The following is an 18,182-nucleotide window of genomic DNA, read 5'->3' as shown; positions in this document are numbered from 1 at the left end:
TGAGGATTGCAGGTGACGCCTTTCGAGCCCATCGCCACATTGGCCTTCCGGCGCGCATCATTGTGCGCCGGGTCCGCGGTGGTCCTCGGCATGCTGATGATGGCAACCCCTGCGGACGCCGGCGATCCTCGGGGCGTGGTGGAATTGTTCACCTCGCAGGGATGCTCGTCCTGTCCGCCCGCTGACCAGCTCCTCGGCGAATTCGCGAAGGACCCTTCGCTGATCGCACTCAGCCTGCCGATCGATTACTGGGACTATCTCGGCTGGAAGGACACGCTGGCGGACTCGCGTTTCTCCGCGCGGCAGAAAGCCTATTCCGCGGTGCGCGGCGACCGCGACGTCTATACGCCGCAAGTGGTGGTCAATGGCGTGAGGCATGTGCTCGGCAGCGACCGCAAGGGCATCGAGGCGGCGCTCGAAAGGAGCCACGGCGAGCATGGCATCATGAGCGTGCCGGTGAAGCTCTCCAAGGCAGGTCACTACCTGAACGTCTCGGTGGCGGCATCCGCCGGTCATCATGCCGAAGTGTGGATTTGCGCGGTGTCGAAAGCGGTTCCGATCACGATCGGCCGTGGCGAAAACAGCGGCCACCAGATCGTCTATCACAACGTCGTCCGCAACGTGCTCAAGGTCGGCGACTGGGACGGCACCGCCAACACCTGGTCGGTGCCGTTGGAAAACATCTCGCGTGAAGGCGTCGATGCCGCGGCAGCCTATGTGCAGGCTGGCACGCGCGACAGGCCGGGCCCGATGCTCGGCGCGGCCTATACCTCGCTCACCAATTGATCTCCCATAGCTGCGAGACCATCGCCGCGCGGGCGTGAAGCCAGGCGGGCGAGAGGCTGTGCGATTCGTTCAGGCAAAATAAAAGGGCCGGGGAGAGCGGCCCTTTAGTCGTTTCCCGGATCGGAGACCAATCACAGGTGAGGAAGAAACCAAGAAAAATAGACCCGATCCTGACGACCCCGGGGGGCTGGGGGCTGAGGAATCCGGTGCCGAAAGGACCGGGTCAACCAATGCGCAGAGCCTCTCAAGCCCTGGCGGCGGCCGGGGGGCGGAAATCGGGCGGCATTATGATTTTTTCTAACGTTGCCGTGAGAGCCAGGTGAGATGACAAGCGAGGCGAATTGGGGCTTGCGAAGCAGCCCGGCGCGGCCGATCATGTGACGCCGATGACACGGAGATGGGAATGGGGCTCGGCTCTGGCGATTTGGACGGCGAAGATAATCGGCCACTTGAGCGCGGCTGGAACGCGCCGCCCGCAACGGTTACTTTCAACCGCATTGAGCTCAACCGCATCCTCAATCTTTATGGACGCATGGTCGCGGACGGTGAGTGGCGGGACTATGCCATTGATTTCCTGAAGGACCGGGCGGTGTTCTCGATCTTCCGCCGTTCCTCGGAAGTTCCAATCTACCGGATCGAAAAGGACCCTCGCCTCGCACGCAAGCAGGGCGCCTATAGCGTGATCTCGGCGAGCGGCCAGATCCTGCGGCGCGGCCACGAGCTTGAACGCGTGCTCCTAGTGATCGACCGCAAGCTCGCGCTGGTCTGACGGTTTCTGGTCTTTCGCTATTCTTGCGGCGTCGTGCTGCCGCCTTCGCCGAGCGCAAGCTGCATCTGCACCGAATCGAGCCAGCGCCCGAACTTGAATCCGACATTCGGGTGAATGCCGATCATGGCGAAGCCCGCGCTTCGGTGCAGGCCGATCGAGGCTGCGTTGGCTGAATCTCCGATCACCGCGATCATCTGGCGGTAGCCGCGCGCGGTGCATTGCGCGATCAGCTCCTTAAGCAGCGCGCTGCCAATGCCGCGACGGTAATAGGCCGGATCGAGATAGACCGAATTCTCTAACGTGTAGCGATAGGCGGGGCGCGGCCGGTACGGCCCGGCATAGGCGTAGCCCGCGATGCGCCCGCCCACCTCGGCAACGAGATAGGGAGAGCCGCCGCCGGTGATAGCCGTAAAACGGCGCATCATCTCGGCCTCGTCTGGCGGCGTCATCTCGAAGCTCGCGGTCTTCTCCCGCACCTCGAAGCCGTAGATCGCTGTAATGGCGGGGATGTCGGCGGCGGTCGCAGCCCGGATGGTGAAATCGCTCATGGCGCGACCATAAATTCGCGCAAGTCAAAATTGAAGTGGCAAAACTAAAGCTTCAAAAAGCGCCAAAACAAAAGCCCCGGCACGAGGCCGGGGCTTGATCGCTGGGAGGCTGTCGCCTTGCTTACTCGCGCTGTCCAAGAAGCTGCAACAGCAGCGTGAACAGGTTGATGAAGTTCAGGTAGAGCGACAGCGCACCGGTGATGGCCGCGCGCTCGGCGATATCGCCGCCCATCGCGCCATAGCCGTAGATGTAGTCGTTCTTCAGCCGCTGGGTATCCCAGGCGGTGAGGCCCGCGAACACCAGCACGCCGACGATCGAGACCACGAACTGCAGCATCGAGCTCGCCACGAAGATGTTGACGATGCTCGCGATGATGACGCCGAACAGGCCCATGATCAGGAACGAGCCCATGCCGGTCATGTCGCGCTTGGTGGTGTAGCCGTAGAGGCTCAACGCACCGAACGAGGCCGCCGTGATGAAGAACACGCGCACGATCGAGGTGTGCGTGTAGACAAGGAAGATCGACGACAGCGAGACGCCCATCAGCGCCGAGAAGGCCCAGAACAGCATCTGCGCGGTCTGGGGCCGCAGGCGGTTGATGCCGAAGGAGATGGCGAACACCATCACCAGCGGCGCGAAGATGAAGACCCACTTGAGCGGGCTCACGAACATCGCGACGCCGAACGAGGTCAGCATCGTATTGCCGACCCGGCCAACGGCAGCGGCGCTGTCGGTGGTTACGGCGCCCATATACACGCCGAGCGCGGCGAAGCCGGTGATGGCGAGGCCGATCGTCATGTAGTTGTAAATCTTGAGCATGTACGCGCGCAGGCCGGCGTCTACGGCAGCCGCGTCAACCCGCCCGGCAACATGGCCGAACGGCGAGGCGTAGTTACGATCCGAGTCCGACATTGTCGAAACCTCTTGGTTGACCGTCGCCCCCGAAAGGGTGACGGCGGGAAAATCTGTCTCCGGCCGTTGAAGCATCGTTCGACGCTTTATCGCGAATCCGGACCTGCTCCGTATGTGGGAGAATAACACATAGCACGCAAGTCGTTCCGCGCGGCTGAATGTCGCAAAATATCTGTCATTGCAGCTTTTTAATGCATTGCAGATGCTAGAGATTGCGCAGAACGGCGGCGGGTTTCAACCGCAGGGCCATGAACGTCCCGATAAGGCCCAGGCCGATGGTTAACGCCAGGGCAGCAGCGGCCACCAGGGCGGCGGTGGTAGCCTCCCAGGTGAAGCTGAGATGCATCAGCCGGGTCACGATCTGCCAGGCCGCAACCGACCCCGCCGCGACCCCGAACACCGCGGTGGCGAGCCCAATTAGGGCATATTCTGCGGCATAAGCCCCAATCAGCTGGCGCCGGACCGCGCCCAGCGTTTTCAGGATCACGGCGTCATAGACCCGGTGACGGTGGCCTGCCGCCAGCGCCCCGCCCAGGACCAGCAGGGCGGCGATGAGGGTCACCAGGCTTGCGCCCCGGATCGCGAGGGTGAGGTTGGTCACGATGTCGCCGATGCTCTTGAGCGCGTCGCGCACCCGGACGCTGGTGACGGAGGGGAAGGCGTGGGCAACCTCCCGGATAACATTTGCGTCATCAGCCGGGGTGGAGAGGTTCGCGGTCAGGGTGGCGAGGTCAGTATGGGGCGCGCCGGCGAAGGTGTTGGGCGAGAACACCAGGACGAAATTGATCCCGAGGTTCTGCCAGTCGACGCTCCGCAGATTGCCGACGGTCGCGGTGATGTTGCGCCCGAGCACATTGACGGTGATCTCGTCGCCGATGCCGATACCCAGCCCGTCGGCGATCTTCTGTTCCAGCGAGACCAGCGGCTTGCCGTCGTAATCCGGGGCCCACCAATTGCCCGCGACGATCTTCGAGCCCTCTGGCACTTTGTCGGCGTAGCTAATGCCGCGGTCGCTCTGCAAAACCCATTCGGCATCCGATGACGGCTTGAGCTGTTCGGCCGGGATGCCCTTCACCGCCGTGATGCGTCCGCGCAGCATCGGAACCACTTCCACCTTGGAGTCGGGCGCGAGCGTGCCGACGAACCGGCTGAAGTTGGCCGATTGCGCCGAGGGAATGTCGAGGAAGTAGAACGACGGCGCACGCTCGGGCAGCGCCGCGCTGAACTGGCGGCGCAGATTGGCGTCGATTTGGGTCACCGTGACAAGTGCTGCGAGTCCAAGGCCGAGCGACAGCACCACGGATGGCGTGAGCGCGCCGGGACGGTAGATGTTGGTGAGTGCAAGCCGCAGCATGGTGTTATCTGGGCGCGGCACACGCCGCGCGATCGCCATCGTGAGCCACGCGACGACGCGCAGCAGCAGGAATACGACGAGGCTTACGCCGACGAAGATCGCCGCGATTTTCCTGTCATAGGCAAGCAGGACAGCGGCCGCCGCAAGCAGCGCGATGGCAGCCGCAGGTGTGACGAGCTGGCGCGGGCTCATGCGCGGCATCTCGTCGGAGACTTCTGCGCGGAACAGCACGGCGGCGGGGATGTCACGCACGCGCCCAAGCGGCCACAGCGCGAAAGCGAGCGCGGCGAGAATGCCGTAGCCGAGCGCCAGCGCGAGCGTGGCGGGATAAATGCTGGCCTCGAGCGGTAGCGGCAGCAAATGGCCGAACAGCACCAGCACCGCATAAGGCAGCGCGGCACCCAGCGCGGCGCCGATCAATGAGCCGAGCAGCGCCAGCAGCAGCACCTGGATCAGATAGATCGCGAACACCATTCTCGCGCTTGCGCCGAGCGCCTTGTAGGTCGCGATCACGTCGCGCTTGCGCTCCAGATGGCTTCGCACCGCGTTGACGACGCCGATGCCGCCGATCAGCAATGCGGCAAGCCCGACCAGTGTCAGAAACTGGGTGAAGCGCGAGACGTTGCGCTCAAGTTGCGGCGATGCGTTGAGCGAGTTGCGGATTTCCCATCCGGCCTGCGGGAATTGCTGCCGCGCGCGTTCGGTCAATTGCGTCACCGCCGTCTCGTTCGGGTTGGCGAGTTTGACGCGATAGGTCCAGCGCACCAGCGCGCCGGGCTGCAATAGCCCTGTGGTGTTCAGGGCGTCGATGCTGATGAGAACGCGCGGCCCGATCGTGATGCCGCCAAGCAGCTTGTCGGGCTCGGCGGTCAGGCTGCTGCGGATCTGGAACGTGGTTTGGCCGACGCTGACCGTGTCGCCGACCTTGAGGTTCAACCGCGCCAGCAACACCGGGTCGACCGCCGCGCCATAGTGGCCGTCACGCTGCACGAAAATATCCGACAACGGCATTTGCGGTTCGAGTGTCAGTTCGCCGAGCAGCGGGTGACGGTCGTCCACCGCCTTGATGTCGATCAGCGAGAAGTCGTCATGGGCCGTGCGGGCCATGCCGCGCAGCGTCGCGACGCGCGACACTTCGCCTTGTTTGTGGAGGAAGGACAATTCCTGAGTGGTCGCCTCGCGCTGGAACAAAGCGAAGGTAATGTCGCCGCCGAGCAGTACGCGCGCCTGACGGCTCAAGCCGTCACTCAGGCTTGCGGAGATCGAACCGATACCTGCGATGGCGAACACGCCGAGCGCAATGCAGGCGACGAAGACATGGAAGCCGCGCAGGCCGCCGCGCCATTCGCGCAACGCAAAGCGCAACGCGAGAGAAAAACCGTTACCCATCGATGCGGCCCGAGCGCAGCTTCACGGTGCGCCCACAGCGCTGCGCCAGTGAGGCGTCATGTGTCACCAGGACCAGCGTAGTGTCGTGGGCCTCGTGCATCGCGAACAACAGGTCGACGATCTGCTGGCCGGTGGCTTCATCCAGATTTCCGGTCGGTTCGTCCGCGAGCAGGATCGCGGGATCGGGCGCGAGCGCGCGGGCCAATGCAACGCGCTGCTGCTCGCCGCCGGACAGTTGCGCCGGATAGTGATGCAATCTTTCGCCGAGGCCGACGGCCTGCAATTCGCGCGTGGCGCGCTCGGTCGCATCCATCTTGCCCGCGAGTTCGAGCGGCACCGCGACGTTCTCCAGCGCGGTCATGGTCGGGATCAGGTGGAACGACTGAAACACGATGCCGATCTCGCGGCCGCGAAACCGTGCAAGACCGTCTTCATCGAGGCCGTTGAAAGAGGTGCCCTGAACCACCACCTCTCCCGTATCAGGCCGCTCCAAGCCGGCCATGATCATGAGCAGCGTCGATTTGCCAGAACCGGAGGGGCCGATCAGCCCGACGGTCTCGCCGGCCCCGACGCTGAGATCGATCCCCTTGAGGATGTGCACTTTCGCAGCACCTCGCCCGAGGGAGAGGTCGATGCCGGAGAGTGAAATGACGGGCTGGTCCGCGAGGACCGTTTGTGAGGGTGTGGTGCGAGTATCCATGCGTTTGCCATATGGGGGTTCCATCGCCGGGGTCGAGAGGCTCACGCGGATGTTTTTGCTCGTGATGGGACTTACGGGACTTGCCCTTACGGGCCTGAGTGGCGTTGCGATGGCGGAAGCTTCGAATGCTGCGCCCTTGAAGCTCGCCGTACTCGGGGATTCCCTCACCGCGGGTTACGGCCTGCCGGCTTCGGCGGCGTTTCCCGTGCGTCTGCAACAGGCGCTGAAGGAGAAGGGCATCGCGGCCGAGATCGTCAATGCAGGCGTGTCGGGCGACACCGCGTCGGGCGGCCGCGACCGGCTCGACTGGTCGATCCCGCAGGGTACGCAGGCGGTGATTGTCGAACTCGGCGCCAACGACATGCTGCGCGGCATCGAGCCCAAGGTTACGCGTGCCGCGCTCGACCAGATCATTCAGCGGCTGAAGGCGCGCGGGATCGACGTGTTGTTGTGCGGGATGTATGCCGCGCCGAATCTCGGTGAGCCCTATGGGAAGGCCTTCAACAGCATCTATCCAGACCTCGCGACAAAATACGGCGTGGCGCTCTATCCGTTCTTTCTTGACGGCGTGGCGGACAATGCGGCGTTGAAGCAGGCTGATGGCCTGCATCCCACGGCGGCAGGAGTCGATGCGATCGTGCAACGCATTCTGCCGGCGGTGGAGACATTCGTGAAGAAAGTGCCTCCCGCGCGAGCAGCGTTGTGAGGAGAGTGCCATAAACTGTCCACCGGCTCGCTTCGCATCGTCATGGAGCTGCGTTACAAATGCGACAGTTGATTCGGGTGAGTGATTCGCGCCCGGCGGCTTTCACCAGCAGCGGCGAAAGACCGGCACGGGGCACAGCGTCGAGGGAGTGCGATGCCTCGCTTATTCACTGGACTTGAGATCCCGCCCGACATTTCCCAATCGCTGTCGATGCTGCGTGGTGGCCTGCCCGGCGGTCGCTGGATCGATCCCGAAAATTATCACGTCACTCTGCGCTTCATCGGCGACATCGACGATTACGTCGCGCGCGAGATCGCGAACACGCTGGAGCGTGTCGATCGCAAGCCTTTCGAGGTCACGGTGCAGGGGCTCTCCAGCTTCGGCGGGAAGAAGCCGCGCGCGGTGGTTGCCTGCATCCAGCCGAGCCGCCCACTGATGGAACTGCAGGCGGAGCTCGAACGGCTGATGCGGCGCTTCGGGCTTGATCCTGAGGGCCGGAAATTTATTCCACATGTCACGCTGGCGCGGCTGCGCGATGCGTCGAGCCGCGATGTGGCCGATTATCTCTCGGTGCGGGGCTACTTCCCGGCGAAGACATTCATCGCCTCCCGCTTTGTGCTGTTTTCCTCGCGCGCCTCCGTCGGCGGCGGACCTTATGTGATCGAGGATTCCTACGCGTTTTCGTCTCATGAAACGGATCGCGGCCTCCAGAGACGATATTCCGTTTCATAACGCGCCGTTCGACCTCTGTAGCGGTTGCATTTTTCGCCGTGCTGGGGCCGGTAGCAGGCATGGATGTTTCCTCGCCGCCGCCGCTGCGCGTCCGTTACGAGCAGCTCATCGCTTCGCGCGCCATCGAACCGGATGCCGCGCAGACCGAGGCCGTTTCAAAACTTGAAACGCTGGAAGCGCATCTCGATCACTACAAGCCGCGCAAGCCGGGTCTGTTCGGACGGTTGTTCGCCGAGGGCACGCCGCCGCCGCGCGGGCTGTATATCCATGGCGAGGTGGGCCGCGGCAAGACCATGCTGATGGATCTGTTCTTCCAGAGCAGCACCGTGATCTACAAGCGACGCTCGCACTTCCACGAATTCATGAGCGACGTGCACGACCGCATCTTCAATTTCCGTCAGCGGATCGCCAAACGCGAGATCGCCGATGCCGATCCGATCCATCTCACCGCGAACTCGATTTTCGAGGAAGCCTGGCTGTTGTGCTTCGACGAGTTCCACGTCACCGACATCGCCGACGCGATGATCCTGGGGCGGCTGTTCGCGCGGCTGTTCGAGCTCGGCACCGTGATCGTCGCGACCTCAAACGTGGCGCCGGAAGATCTCTACAAAGGCGGCCTCAACCGCGCGCTGTTCCTGCCCTTCATCGCCGACATCGAGGAACGCATGGAGGTGCTGCGGCTCGATGCGCGCACCGACTACCGGATGGAAAAATTGTCCGGGATCAAAATGTGGCTGGTGCCGGATGATGCGACGGCCGCGGCGAAACTCGACACCGCCTGGCTTAAGCTCACCGGCAGCGCGGACGCGCCGTCGCGCGATATCGCGCTGAAAGGCCGCGTGCTGCACATCGATCATTCCGCGCATGGCGTCGCGCGATTTACCTTCGAGGATCTGTGCGAGCGCCCGCTCGGCCCGCCGGATTTTCTGCGCATCGCGCGCGACTACCACACGGTCCTGATCGACCATGTGCCGGTGATGGAGTTCGAGGAGCGCAACCCGGCCAAGCGCTTCATTTCGTTGATCGATGCGCTTTACGACAACAAGGTGAAAATGATGGCCTCGGCGGCGGCCGAGCCGTCCTCGATCTATCGTTCCGAGGAAGGCGTCGAGGCGCGCGAGTTCGCTCGTACCGTGTCGCGCATCATCGAGATGGGATCGGATTCATACCTCGCGCTGCCGCACGGCCGCAGCGATTCCGCCGCCAGCGGCGCCAGCACGGGCCTGGTCGAAACCTAATCCCGTTTCAAAAGCCGGAAAACGGCGGAACGTCTGACCCCAAGGTCGACTTGAACGGCCCTGCCGAAAGGTTTAACGGGTTTGCGACTTTCCCGTCACCTTCTTCACAAGGACATTCTCATGGCACGTAACAAGATTGCGTTGATCGGTTCTGGCCAGATCGGCGGCACCCTTGCCCATCTCGTCGGCCTGAAACAGCTCGGCGACGTTGTGATGTTCGACATCGCCGAGGGCATCCCGCAGGGCAAATCGCTCGACATCGCGCAGTCCTCGCCGATCAGCGGGTTCGATGCTGAAATGAAGGGCACTAATTCGTATGAGGCGCTGGCGGGTGCGGATGTCTGCATCGTCACCGCCGGCGTGCCGCGCAAGCCCGGCATGAGCCGCGACGATCTCTTGGGCATCAATCTCAAGGTGATGGAACAGGTCGGCGCAGGCATCGCGAAATACGCGCCCGACGCTTTCGTGATCTGCATCACCAACCCGCTCGATGCGATGGTCTGGGCGCTGCAGAAGGCTTCCAAGCTTCCGGCAAAGAAGGTGGTCGGCATGGCGGGCGTGCTGGATTCTGCGCGCTTCCGTTATTTCCTCGCCGACGAATTCAATGTCTCGGTCGAGGACGTTACCGCCTTCGTGCTCGGCGGCCACGGCGATTCCATGGTGCCGCTGACGCGCTATTCCACCGTCGCAGGCATCCCGCTGCCGGACCTCGTGAAGATGGGCTGGACTTCGCAGGCCCGCATTGACGAGATCGTCACGCGCACCCGCAACGGCGGCGCCGAGATCGTCAACCTGCTCAAGACCGGTTCGGCCTTCTATGCGCCGGCCGCGTCGGCCATCGCGATGGCGGAGAGCTATCTGCGCGACAAGAAGCGCGTGGTGCCATGTGCGGCCTATCTCAATGGCGAGTATGGCGTGAAGGATACTTATGTCGGCGTGCCGGTGGTGATCGGTGCCAAGGGTGTCGAGCGCGTTGTCGAGATCGAGCTGACGGGTAAGGATCGCGAAGCCTTCGACAAGTCGGTCGAGGCCGTGCAGACACTCACCGACGCCTGCAAAAAAATCGCACCTGATCTGCTCGGAAAATAAGTCGCAGACCGCAGATGTGCGGCGACACGCCGCGCATTTTCAGAATGTCGAACGGCCGGGCATTGCCCGGCCGTTTTGTTATGAAAATTTGCCCTCTGGTATTTGAAACACCAGAACATAGATACCGCATAATGCGAATTTCGAATTCACACCTTGTGTCGTTTCTTCGCGAACTTTCGCCTTAAATAGAGTACAGAATGCATCGATCACATCGATGCTGCAGAACTGAACGCAAGGTTCAGTTTTCTTGACGCATCCAGCCCATCAGGACGCGATATGTCCCGCCAGGACGCGAACGCCAATTTCGCCCTTACTTCCTTCCTCGACGGCGCCAACGCCACCTACATCGACGAGATGTACGCCCGCTACGAGACGAACCCTTCCTCGCTCGATCCCGAATGGCAGTCGTTCTTCAAAAGCCTCAATGACGCTCCCGCCGACGTCGAGAAGAACGCGCGCGGCCCTTCGTGGGAAAAGCCGAACTGGCCGCTGTCGCCCAGCGACGATCTGACCTCCGCGCTCGACGGCAATTGGGCGCAGGTCGAAAAGGTGATGGGCGACAAGATCGCCAAGCGCGCAGCCGGCGTGCCATCGGCCAACACGCAGGACATTTTGCAGGCGACGCGCGATTCGGTTCGCGCCCTGATGCTGATCCGCGCGTATCGTATGCGCGGTCACTTCCACGCCAATCTCGATCCGCTCGGAATTCAGGAGCAGATCGGTCACGAGGAGCTCGATCCGCGCTCCTACGGCTTCACGGACGACGATTACGATCGCAAGATTTTCCTCGATCATGTGCTCGGTCTTGAATACGGCACGTTGCGCGAGATCGTCACGATCTGCGAACGCACCTATTGCCAGACGCTCGGCGTCGAATTCATGCACATCTCCAACCCGGAGCAGAAGGCGTGGATTCAGGAACGCATCGAAGGGCCGGACAAGGAAATCAGCTTTACCCGCGAAGGTCGTCGCGCGATCCTGATGAAGCTCGTCGAGGCTGAAGGCTTCGAGAAGTTCTGCGACCTCAAGTTCACCGGCACCAAGCGGTTCGGCCTCGATGGTGGCGAAGCTCTGATTCCTGCACTCGAACAGATCATCAAGCGAGGCGGCAATCTCGGCGTGCGCGACATCGTGCTCGGCATGCCGCACCGCGGACGCCTCAACATTCTCACGCAGGTGATGGGCAAGCCGCACCGCGCGCTGTTCCATGAATTCAAGGGCGGCTCCGCCAACCCTGACGAGGTCGAAGGCTCGGGCGACGTCAAGTATCACCTCGGCGCCTCATCCGACCGCGAGTTCGACAATAACAAGGTTCATCTGTCGCTGACGGCGAACCCGTCGCATCTCGAAATCGTCGATCCGGTGGTGCTCGGCAAGACGCGCGCCAAGCAGGATCAGAACGACGATCCGGAGCGCCTGTCGGTGCTGCCGCTGTTGATGCACGGCGATGCGGCGTTCGCGGGCCAGGGCGTGGTGGCGGAATGCTTCGCGCTGTCGGATCTGAAGGGCTATCGCACCGGCGGCTCATTGCACTTCATCGTCAACAACCAGATCGGTTTCACAACCTATCCGCGCTATTCACGCTCCTCGCCATATCCGTCGGATGTGGCGAAGATGATCGACGCGCCGATCTTCCATGTGAACGGCGACGATCCCGAGGCGGTGGTGTTCGCCGCCAAGGTCGCGGTCGAGTTCCGGCAGAAATTCCACAAGCCGGTCGTGATCGACATGTTCTGCTACCGCCGGCACGGCCACAACGAGGGCGACGAGCCTGCGTTCACCCAGCCGGTGATGTATCAGAAGATCGCGGCGCATCCGTCGACGCTCGATATCTATTCCAAGCGGCTGATCGCTGATGGCGTGGTGACAGAAGGCGAGGTCGACAAGGCCAAGGCCGACTGGCGCGCGCGCCTCGATGCCGAGCTTGAGGCCGGCGGAGGCTACAAGCCGAACAAGGCCGACTGGCTCGACGGCAAGTGGACCGGCTTCAAATCGTCCGAGGCGGGCGTCGAGCCCGGTCGCGTGATGACCGGAGTACCGCTCGAACAACTCAGGGACATCGGCAAGAAGATCACCGTTGCGCCCGATGGCTTCCACCTGCATCGCACGGTGCAGCGTTTCCTCGAAAACCGCGCCAAGGCGATCGAGAGCGGCGAAGGCATCGATTGGGCGACCGGCGAGGCGCTGGCGTTTTCCTCGCTGATGCGGGAAGGACACAATGTCCGCCTGTCGGGACAGGATTCGGAGCGCGGCACGTTCTCGCAGCGTCACTCGGTGCTGTTCGATCAGCAGGACGAAAGCCGCTACACGCCGCTCAACCATCTTGGCGGCAAGGTCGGCAATTACGAGGTCATCAACTCGGCTCTGTCCGAGGAAGCGGTGCTCGCGTTCGAGTATGGCTACTCGCTGGCCGAGCCGAACACGCTGACGGCGTGGGAAGCGCAGTTCGGCGATTTCGCCAACGGCGCGCAGGTGGTGTTCGATCAGTTCATCTCCTCGGCCGAGCGTAAGTGGTTGCGCATGTCCGGCCTCGTCTGCCTGCTGCCGCACGGCTATGAAGGACAGGGGCCTGAGCATTCATCGGCGCGTCTGGAGCGCTTCCTGCAGATGTGCGCGGAAGACAACATCCAGGTCGCCAACCTCACGACGCCTGCGAACTATTTCCATGTGCTGCGTCGTCAGCTCAAGCGCGAATTCCGCAAGCCGCTGATCCTGATGACGCCGAAGTCGCTGCTGCGGCACAAGCGGGCCGTATCGAAGCTCGAAGACTTCGGGCCAGAGACCTCGTTTCATCGCGTGCTGCGCGACGACGCGGAGATGGGCGGCGAGATCAAGCTAGTGGAGGACGCCAAGATCCGTCGCGTTATCATGTGTTCGGGCAAGGTCTATTACGATCTTCTCGAGGAGCGTGAGAAGCGCGGCATCGACGACGTCTACCTGCTGCGCATCGAACAGCTTTACCCGGTGCCGCTGAAGACGCTGGTGCAGGTGTTGGAGCGCTTCAAGGGCGCAGAGTTCGTCTGGTGTCAGGAAGAGCCGCGCAACATGGGCGCGTGGCACTTCATCGAGCCGTATCTGGAGTGGGTGCTCAATCAGATCGGCGCCACCGGCAAGCGTCCGCGTTACGCCGGCCGTGCCGCCGCCGCCGCGACCGCGACGGGCCTGATGTCGAAGCATGTCGCGCAGTTGAAGGCGTTCCTCGACGAGGCGCTCGGCTGAGATAATTTTTGAAGGCGGCGTGCAAGGCGCCGCCTTGTCGATTTTTTGATCGCGTTGGCGGCACCCGCCGCCGAAAACGCAAAAAGGGCAAGACATGGCTGAAATCCGCGTTCCGACACTCGGCGAATCCGTCACCGAGGCCACCATTGGCCGCTGGTTCAAGAAGACCGGCGATGCCGTCGCCGTCGACGAACCGTTGGTTGAACTGGAAACGGACAAGGTGACCATCGAGGTGCCGGCACCGTCCGCGGGCACGCTCGGGGAGATCGTCGCCAAGGATGGCGAGACGGTCGCGGTCGGCGCGCTGCTTGGCCAGATCACAGAAGGCGCGGGCAAGCCTGCTGCGGCAAAGCCGGCGGAAGTTGCCCCGGCGAAGCCGGTTGCCGCGGCCGCAGCACCCGCTCCCGCACAGAAATCTCCGCCTGCCGATGCACCGCAGGCGCCGTCGGTTCGCAAGCTCTCGGCGGAAAGCGGCATCGATGCCGGCACGGTTCCCGGCAGCGGCAAGGATGGCCGCGTCACCAAGGGCGACATGATGGCCGCGATCGAAAAGGCTGCCGCGTCGCCCACTCCGATCAACCAGCCCGCGGCCTCGCTGCAGGTCCGCGCGCCGTCGCCGGCTGACGATGCTGCGCGCGAGGAGCGGGTGAAGATGACGCGGCTGCGCCAGACCATCGCGCGCCGCCTCAAGGACGTGCAGAACACCGCTGCGATGCTGACGACCTTCAACGAGGTCGACATGACCAACGTCATGGCGCTGCGCGCGCACTACAAGGATTTGTTCGAGAAGAAGCACCACGCCAAGCTCGGCTTCATGGGCTTCTTCGTGAAGGCCTGCGTGCAGGCGCTGAAGGAAGTCCCCGCCGTCAACGCCGAGATCGACGGCACCGACCTCGTCTACAAGAACTACTATCACGTCGGCGTCGCGGTCGGCACCGACAAGGGCCTTGTGGTGCCGGTGGTGCGTGAGTGCGACCACAAGTCGATCGCCGAGATCGAGACGACGATTGCCGATTTCGGCAGGCGCGCGCGCGATGGCCAGCTCAAGATCGACGAGATGCAGGGCGGCACCTTCACCATCACCAATGGCGGCATCTACGGTTCGCTGATGTCGACGCCGATCCTGAACGCGCCGCAGGCCGGCATTCTCGGCATGCACAAGATCCAGGAGCGGCCGGTCGTGGTCGGCGGCAAGATCGAGGTGCGGCCGATGATGTATCTGGCGCTGTCCTACGATCACCGCGTCATCGACGGCAAGGAAGCGGTGACCTTCCTCGTGCGCGTCAAGGAAAACCTCGAGGATCCCGCGCGGCTCGTGCTCGACCTGTAATTGCTTTTTCCATCGCGTCCGGCCTCGCGCCGGGCGTTCATGTCTCGATGCGGATGGTTGGGGCGAACCGGCCCCGACGATGAAAAGCTCGTTCGGAGTTGTCTCTTATGTCTTTCGATCTCGTCGTTATCGGTACCGGCCCCGGCGGTTACGTCTGCGCGATCCGCGCGGCCCAGCTTGGCATGAAGGTCGCGGTGGTTGAGAAGAACCCGACCTTCGGCGGCACCTGTCTCAACATCGGCTGCATTCCATCCAAGGCGCTGCTGCATGCCTCCGAGCGTTTCGAGGAAGCGGCCCACATGCTGCCGAAGATGGGCGTCGGCGTCGGAACGCCGAAGCTCGATATGGCCGCATTGATGAAGTTCAAGGACGACGGCGTTGACGGCAACGTCAAGGGCGTCGGCTTCCTGTTCAAGAAGAACAAGATCGAGACCTTTATCGGCACCGGCCGCATCGCCGGGCCCGGCAAGGTCGAGGTCAAGGACGCGGACGGCAAGACGCAAGTGTTGGAGACGAAGAACATCGTCGTTGCGACAGGTTCGGACGTCGCCAAGCTGAAGGGTGTCGAGATCGATGAGAAGCGCATTGTGTCGTCCACCGGCGCGCTGAAACTCGAGAAGGTGCCTGAAAGGATGCTGGTGATCGGCGCCGGCGTGATCGGGCTCGAACTCGGCTCGGTGTGGCGGCGGCTTGGCGCCAAGGTGACCGTGGTCGAATTCCTCGACCGCATCATTCCGGGCATGGATGGCGAGATCGCCAAATCCTTCCAGCGCATCCTCGAGAAGCAGGGTTTCGAGTTCAAGCTTGGCAGCAAAGTCACCGGTGTCGATTCCTCCGGCAAGACGCTGAAGGTCACAATCGAGCCTGCGGCGGGCGGCAAGAGCGAAACGCTCGAGGCCGACGTGGTGCTGGTGGCGATCGGCCGCATGCCTTTCACCGATGGCCTCGGCCTGAAGGAAGCAGGCGTCGAACTGGACCAGCGCGGCCGCATCAAGACAGACGCGCATCTTGCGACTAATGTGAAGGGCATCTACGCCATCGGCGACGTCATCGCCGGGCCGATGCTCGCACACAAGGCCGAGGACGAAGGCGTGGCGGTGGCGGAAACCCTTGCGGGCCAGGCGGGCCACACCAATTACGATGTGATCCCGAGCGTGATCTACACCTTCCCGGAAGTGGCGTCCGTCGGCAAGACCGAGGAAGAACTCAAGCAGGCGGGCATCGCCTACAACGTCGGCAAGTTTCCGTTTACCGCCAACGGCCGCACCAAAGTCAACCAGACCACCGACGGCTTTGTGAAGATCCTCGCCGACGCCAAGACCGACCGGGTGCTGGGCGCGCACATCATCGGCGCGGAAGCGGGCGAGATGATCCACGAATGCGCGGTGCTGATGGAGTTTGGCGGCGCGGCGGAAGATCTCGCGCGCACCTGTCACGCGCATCCGACCCGCTCGGAAGCTGTGAAGGAAGCGGCGATGGCGGTCGCCAAGCGCGCGATTCATATGTAAGAGCGAAGAACGTCTGAAATTAAAGCGGGCCGCGCCGGGGATTTCCCGATGCGGCCCGTTTTTTACATCAAATGCACCGAGTGGGGCGCGAACAGGCCAATCGCGGTGAAGGCGATGCCCATCAGCGCCAGAAGGCCTGATCCCCAGGCCAGCGCGACGATTCCGGTGATGATGGTGGCCGAGGCCAGCACGATACCAATCTGGAACGCCGCCGAGGCCAGTTCGAAATGATGATAGCGGGCGGACGCGAGATCGCGGTCATGCTCGGCATGCTTGGCGCGGGCGGCCAGTTGTTCGGAGCCTTCGCCGGTCTCGGGCTCGGAGCGGTAGCGCGCCGCGGTCTTCTGCCAGATCTCGATCTGCTTGGCGGCGGCGGTCTTGAGCGCCTCGTCGGCGGATGTGTCGGTCGTGACCTTCATCTGCTCGATCGCGGTCTGCACCTGAGTGCGGCGGATGCTCTTGGCCTGAAAGAAGGCCCAGAGGTTCGCGGCCTCGACGTTCTTGCTGATCGCCTCGGTCTGCGCGCTCTTACCGAGTGTCTCGGACAGGGCAAGGCACAAGGCGATGATCGCAATCAGAAGGGCGATCTTCTTGTTCGAGCCGGACGCATGCTCGGCATGCTCGGCGTGCTCCATGCTCTCGTGGGCGCTCATCGGTGATTCTCCGCTGTCGATGCGCCACGATTGAACGAAGGCTGTGACCGGCGCAAGACTGCCGCGCGATGGACACCGGTTTTTTGGAAGGCCCGCACGATACGTTATTCAGCGTGGGTTCAGCAAAAGGGCTGTCAGGCCCGCGGGTGGGCGCTCTGGTAGACATCCATTAGCCGCTCGGCGTCGATCCCGGTATAGATCTGGGTGGTCGAAAGCGAGGCGTGGCCGAGCAGTTCCTGGATGGCGCGCAAATCGCCGCCGCGCGACAGAAGGTGGGTTGCGAAAGAGTGGCGCAGCGCGTGCGGCGTGGCACTGTCGGGCAGGCCGAGGGCGCCGCGCAGCCGTTCCATGGTCAGTTGAATGATGCGGGGCGACAGCGGCCCGCCGCGCGCGCCGACGAACACGGGCTTCTCGGGCGCAAGCGGGTAGGGGCACTGGGCGATATAATCCTGCACGGCCTCCAGCACGCCTTGCAGCACCGGCACCATCCGCGTCTTGTTGCCTTTACCCGTCACCGTAATGACATCGCCGCGTCCCGGCTCGGGAATGTCGCGCCGGTTGAGGCCAAGCGCCTCGGAAATGCGCAGGCCGGAGCCGTAGAGCAGCGCCATCACGGCGGCGTCGCGCGCCCAGATCCATGGTGGGCGATCCTCACCAGCGCGGATGTCGGCCTCCGTCAGATTGCGGGCGGCGGAGACGGCCAGCGGCTTCGGCAGGGTCTTTGAAATCTTCGGCGCGCGGATCGCGGATAGCGCGCCGACCTTGCCCTTTCCTTCGCGTTCCAGAAACCGGCCGAACGAGCGCAGGCCCGCCAGCGCCCGCATCAGCGAACGCCCGCCGATATCGTCGGCACGCCGCGCCGCCATGAAGGCGCGTACGTCCGTCGCCTCAATCGTGGCGAAGGCCTTGAGCGAGACTGGTTTGCCCCAATGCCCTGCCAGAAACATGAGGCACTGGCGCAGGTCGCGCTCATAGGCCTCCAGCGTTTTGGGTGACAGCCGCCGCTCGCTTTTCAGATGCGCGAGCCAGCGCGCCGCCTCGGCCTGAATGTCGGCGTTGGCGGGCAGGATCGTGGCTGAGTTGCGCTTTGGCTTAGGCATGTTGCCTGACATATACATGTGCAAGTAAAGGCGAGACTCGCGCGCCGGGACCGCGGCAAGGCTGATCCCCAAGGGTGGCAGTTGCCGCGCGGTTGCGATACTCACACTGGGCCGTTTATCCTTTCTTAAATCGCCACGCCGGAAATCC

The 18,182-nt window shown here is 63.1% G+C and carries 15 protein-coding genes; 9 read left to right on the top strand and 6 right to left on the bottom strand.

What is annotated here, in order from left to right; genetic code table 11:
• Nucleotides 1-60 precede the first annotated feature (60 nt).
• Both AC1RNA_RS02345 and AC1RNA_RS02340 read left to right on the top strand, forming a co-directional pair.
• Nucleotides 61-786, top strand: coding sequence for a DUF1223 domain-containing protein (locus AC1RNA_RS02345; RefSeq protein WP_492951168.1), 726 nt, complete (start codon nt 61-63; stop codon nt 784-786).
• Between the two features lie 403 nt (nt 787-1,189).
• A complete protein-coding gene (locus AC1RNA_RS02340) occupies nt 1,190-1,555 on the top strand; it encodes a DUF2794 domain-containing protein (protein WP_009341243.1) in 366 nt (121 codons plus the stop codon).
• Nucleotides 1,556-1,572: 17 nt separating this feature from the next.
• Here AC1RNA_RS02340 and AC1RNA_RS02335 read toward each other — a convergent pair whose 3' ends face one another.
• The 4 genes from AC1RNA_RS02335 to AC1RNA_RS02320 all read right to left on the bottom strand — a co-directional run bounded on the left by AC1RNA_RS02335 (nt 1,573) and on the right by AC1RNA_RS02320 (nt 6,459).
• The gene (locus tag AC1RNA_RS02335) at nt 1,573-2,103 is read right to left on the bottom strand and encodes a GNAT family N-acetyltransferase (protein WP_492950079.1); all 531 of its coding nucleotides are present in this window, start codon (nt 2,101-2,103) and stop codon (nt 1,573-1,575) included.
• Between the two features lie 121 nt (nt 2,104-2,224).
• Nucleotides 2,225-3,016, bottom strand: coding sequence for a Bax inhibitor-1/YccA family protein (locus AC1RNA_RS02330; RefSeq protein ID WP_009341245.1), 792 nt, complete (start codon nt 3,014-3,016; stop codon nt 2,225-2,227).
• Between the two features lie 205 nt (nt 3,017-3,221).
• Nucleotides 3,222-5,759, bottom strand: coding sequence for an ABC transporter permease (locus tag AC1RNA_RS02325; RefSeq protein ID WP_492950078.1), 2,538 nt, complete (start codon nt 5,757-5,759; stop codon nt 3,222-3,224).
• Nucleotides 5,752-6,459, bottom strand: a complete 708-nt coding sequence (locus tag AC1RNA_RS02320; RefSeq protein ID WP_492950077.1) for an ABC transporter ATP-binding protein — start codon at nt 6,457-6,459, stop codon at nt 5,752-5,754. Before AC1RNA_RS02320 ends, AC1RNA_RS02325 begins: the two co-directional genes overlap by 8 nt.
• Between AC1RNA_RS02320 and AC1RNA_RS02315 the strand changes: the two genes are divergently transcribed.
• The 7 genes from AC1RNA_RS02315 (at nt 6,392) to lpdA (ending at nt 16,281) form a co-directional block, all read left to right on the top strand.
• Nucleotides 6,392-7,165: an arylesterase gene (locus AC1RNA_RS02315; RefSeq protein ID WP_492950076.1), complete on the top strand. Its 774-nt coding sequence runs from the start codon at nt 6,392-6,394 to the stop codon at nt 7,163-7,165. The genes AC1RNA_RS02320 and AC1RNA_RS02315 overlap by 68 nt on opposite strands.
• Nucleotides 7,166-7,318: 153 nt before the next feature.
• Nucleotides 7,319-7,897 (top strand): RNA 2',3'-cyclic phosphodiesterase, encoded by a 579-nt coding sequence (gene thpR, locus AC1RNA_RS02310; RefSeq protein ID WP_009341249.1) that lies wholly within the window; start codon nt 7,319-7,321, stop codon nt 7,895-7,897.
• A 59-nt stretch (nt 7,898-7,956) separates the two neighbouring features.
• A complete protein-coding gene (gene zapE, locus AC1RNA_RS02305) occupies nt 7,957-9,135 on the top strand; it encodes a cell division protein ZapE (protein WP_492950075.1) in 1,179 nt (392 codons plus the stop codon).
• A gap of 120 nt (nt 9,136-9,255) precedes the next feature.
• The gene (gene mdh / locus AC1RNA_RS02300) at nt 9,256-10,224 is read left to right on the top strand and encodes a malate dehydrogenase (protein WP_009341251.1); all 969 of its coding nucleotides are present in this window, start codon (nt 9,256-9,258) and stop codon (nt 10,222-10,224) included.
• A gap of 276 nt (nt 10,225-10,500) precedes the next feature.
• Nucleotides 10,501-13,443, top strand: coding sequence for a 2-oxoglutarate dehydrogenase E1 component (locus AC1RNA_RS02295; protein ID WP_492950074.1), 2,943 nt, complete (start codon nt 10,501-10,503; stop codon nt 13,441-13,443).
• 94 nt (nt 13,444-13,537) lie between these two features.
• Complete coding sequence (gene odhB / locus AC1RNA_RS02290; RefSeq protein ID WP_492950073.1) at nt 13,538-14,773, top strand: 2-oxoglutarate dehydrogenase complex dihydrolipoyllysine-residue succinyltransferase; 1,236 nt, start codon at nt 13,538-13,540, stop codon at nt 14,771-14,773.
• A gap of 107 nt (nt 14,774-14,880) precedes the next feature.
• Nucleotides 14,881-16,281 carry a dihydrolipoyl dehydrogenase gene (gene lpdA, locus AC1RNA_RS02285; RefSeq protein ID WP_492950072.1) on the top strand — a complete coding sequence of 467 codons (1,401 nt, stop codon included), beginning with the start codon at nt 14,881-14,883 and terminating at the stop codon, nt 16,279-16,281.
• A 62-nt stretch (nt 16,282-16,343) separates the two neighbouring features.
• On the opposite strand, the gene AC1RNA_RS02280 is transcribed toward lpdA, so the two are convergent.
• Nucleotides 16,344-16,934: a DUF4337 domain-containing protein gene (locus tag AC1RNA_RS02280; protein ID WP_492950071.1), complete on the bottom strand. Its 591-nt coding sequence runs from the start codon at nt 16,932-16,934 to the stop codon at nt 16,344-16,346.
• Nucleotides 16,935-17,068: 134 nt separating this feature from the next.
• Entirely contained in the window at nt 17,069-18,034 is a 966-nt protein-coding gene (locus AC1RNA_RS02275; RefSeq protein ID WP_492950070.1) for a tyrosine recombinase XerC, read from the bottom strand.
• Between the last annotated feature and the right edge of the window lie 148 nt (nt 18,035-18,182).

The organism is Afipia sp. GW821-FHT14H12 (assembly GCF_058803465.1).
The sequence above is the reverse complement of the archived record's forward strand: the minus strand, read 5'-3'. Positions and strand labels throughout refer to the sequence as shown.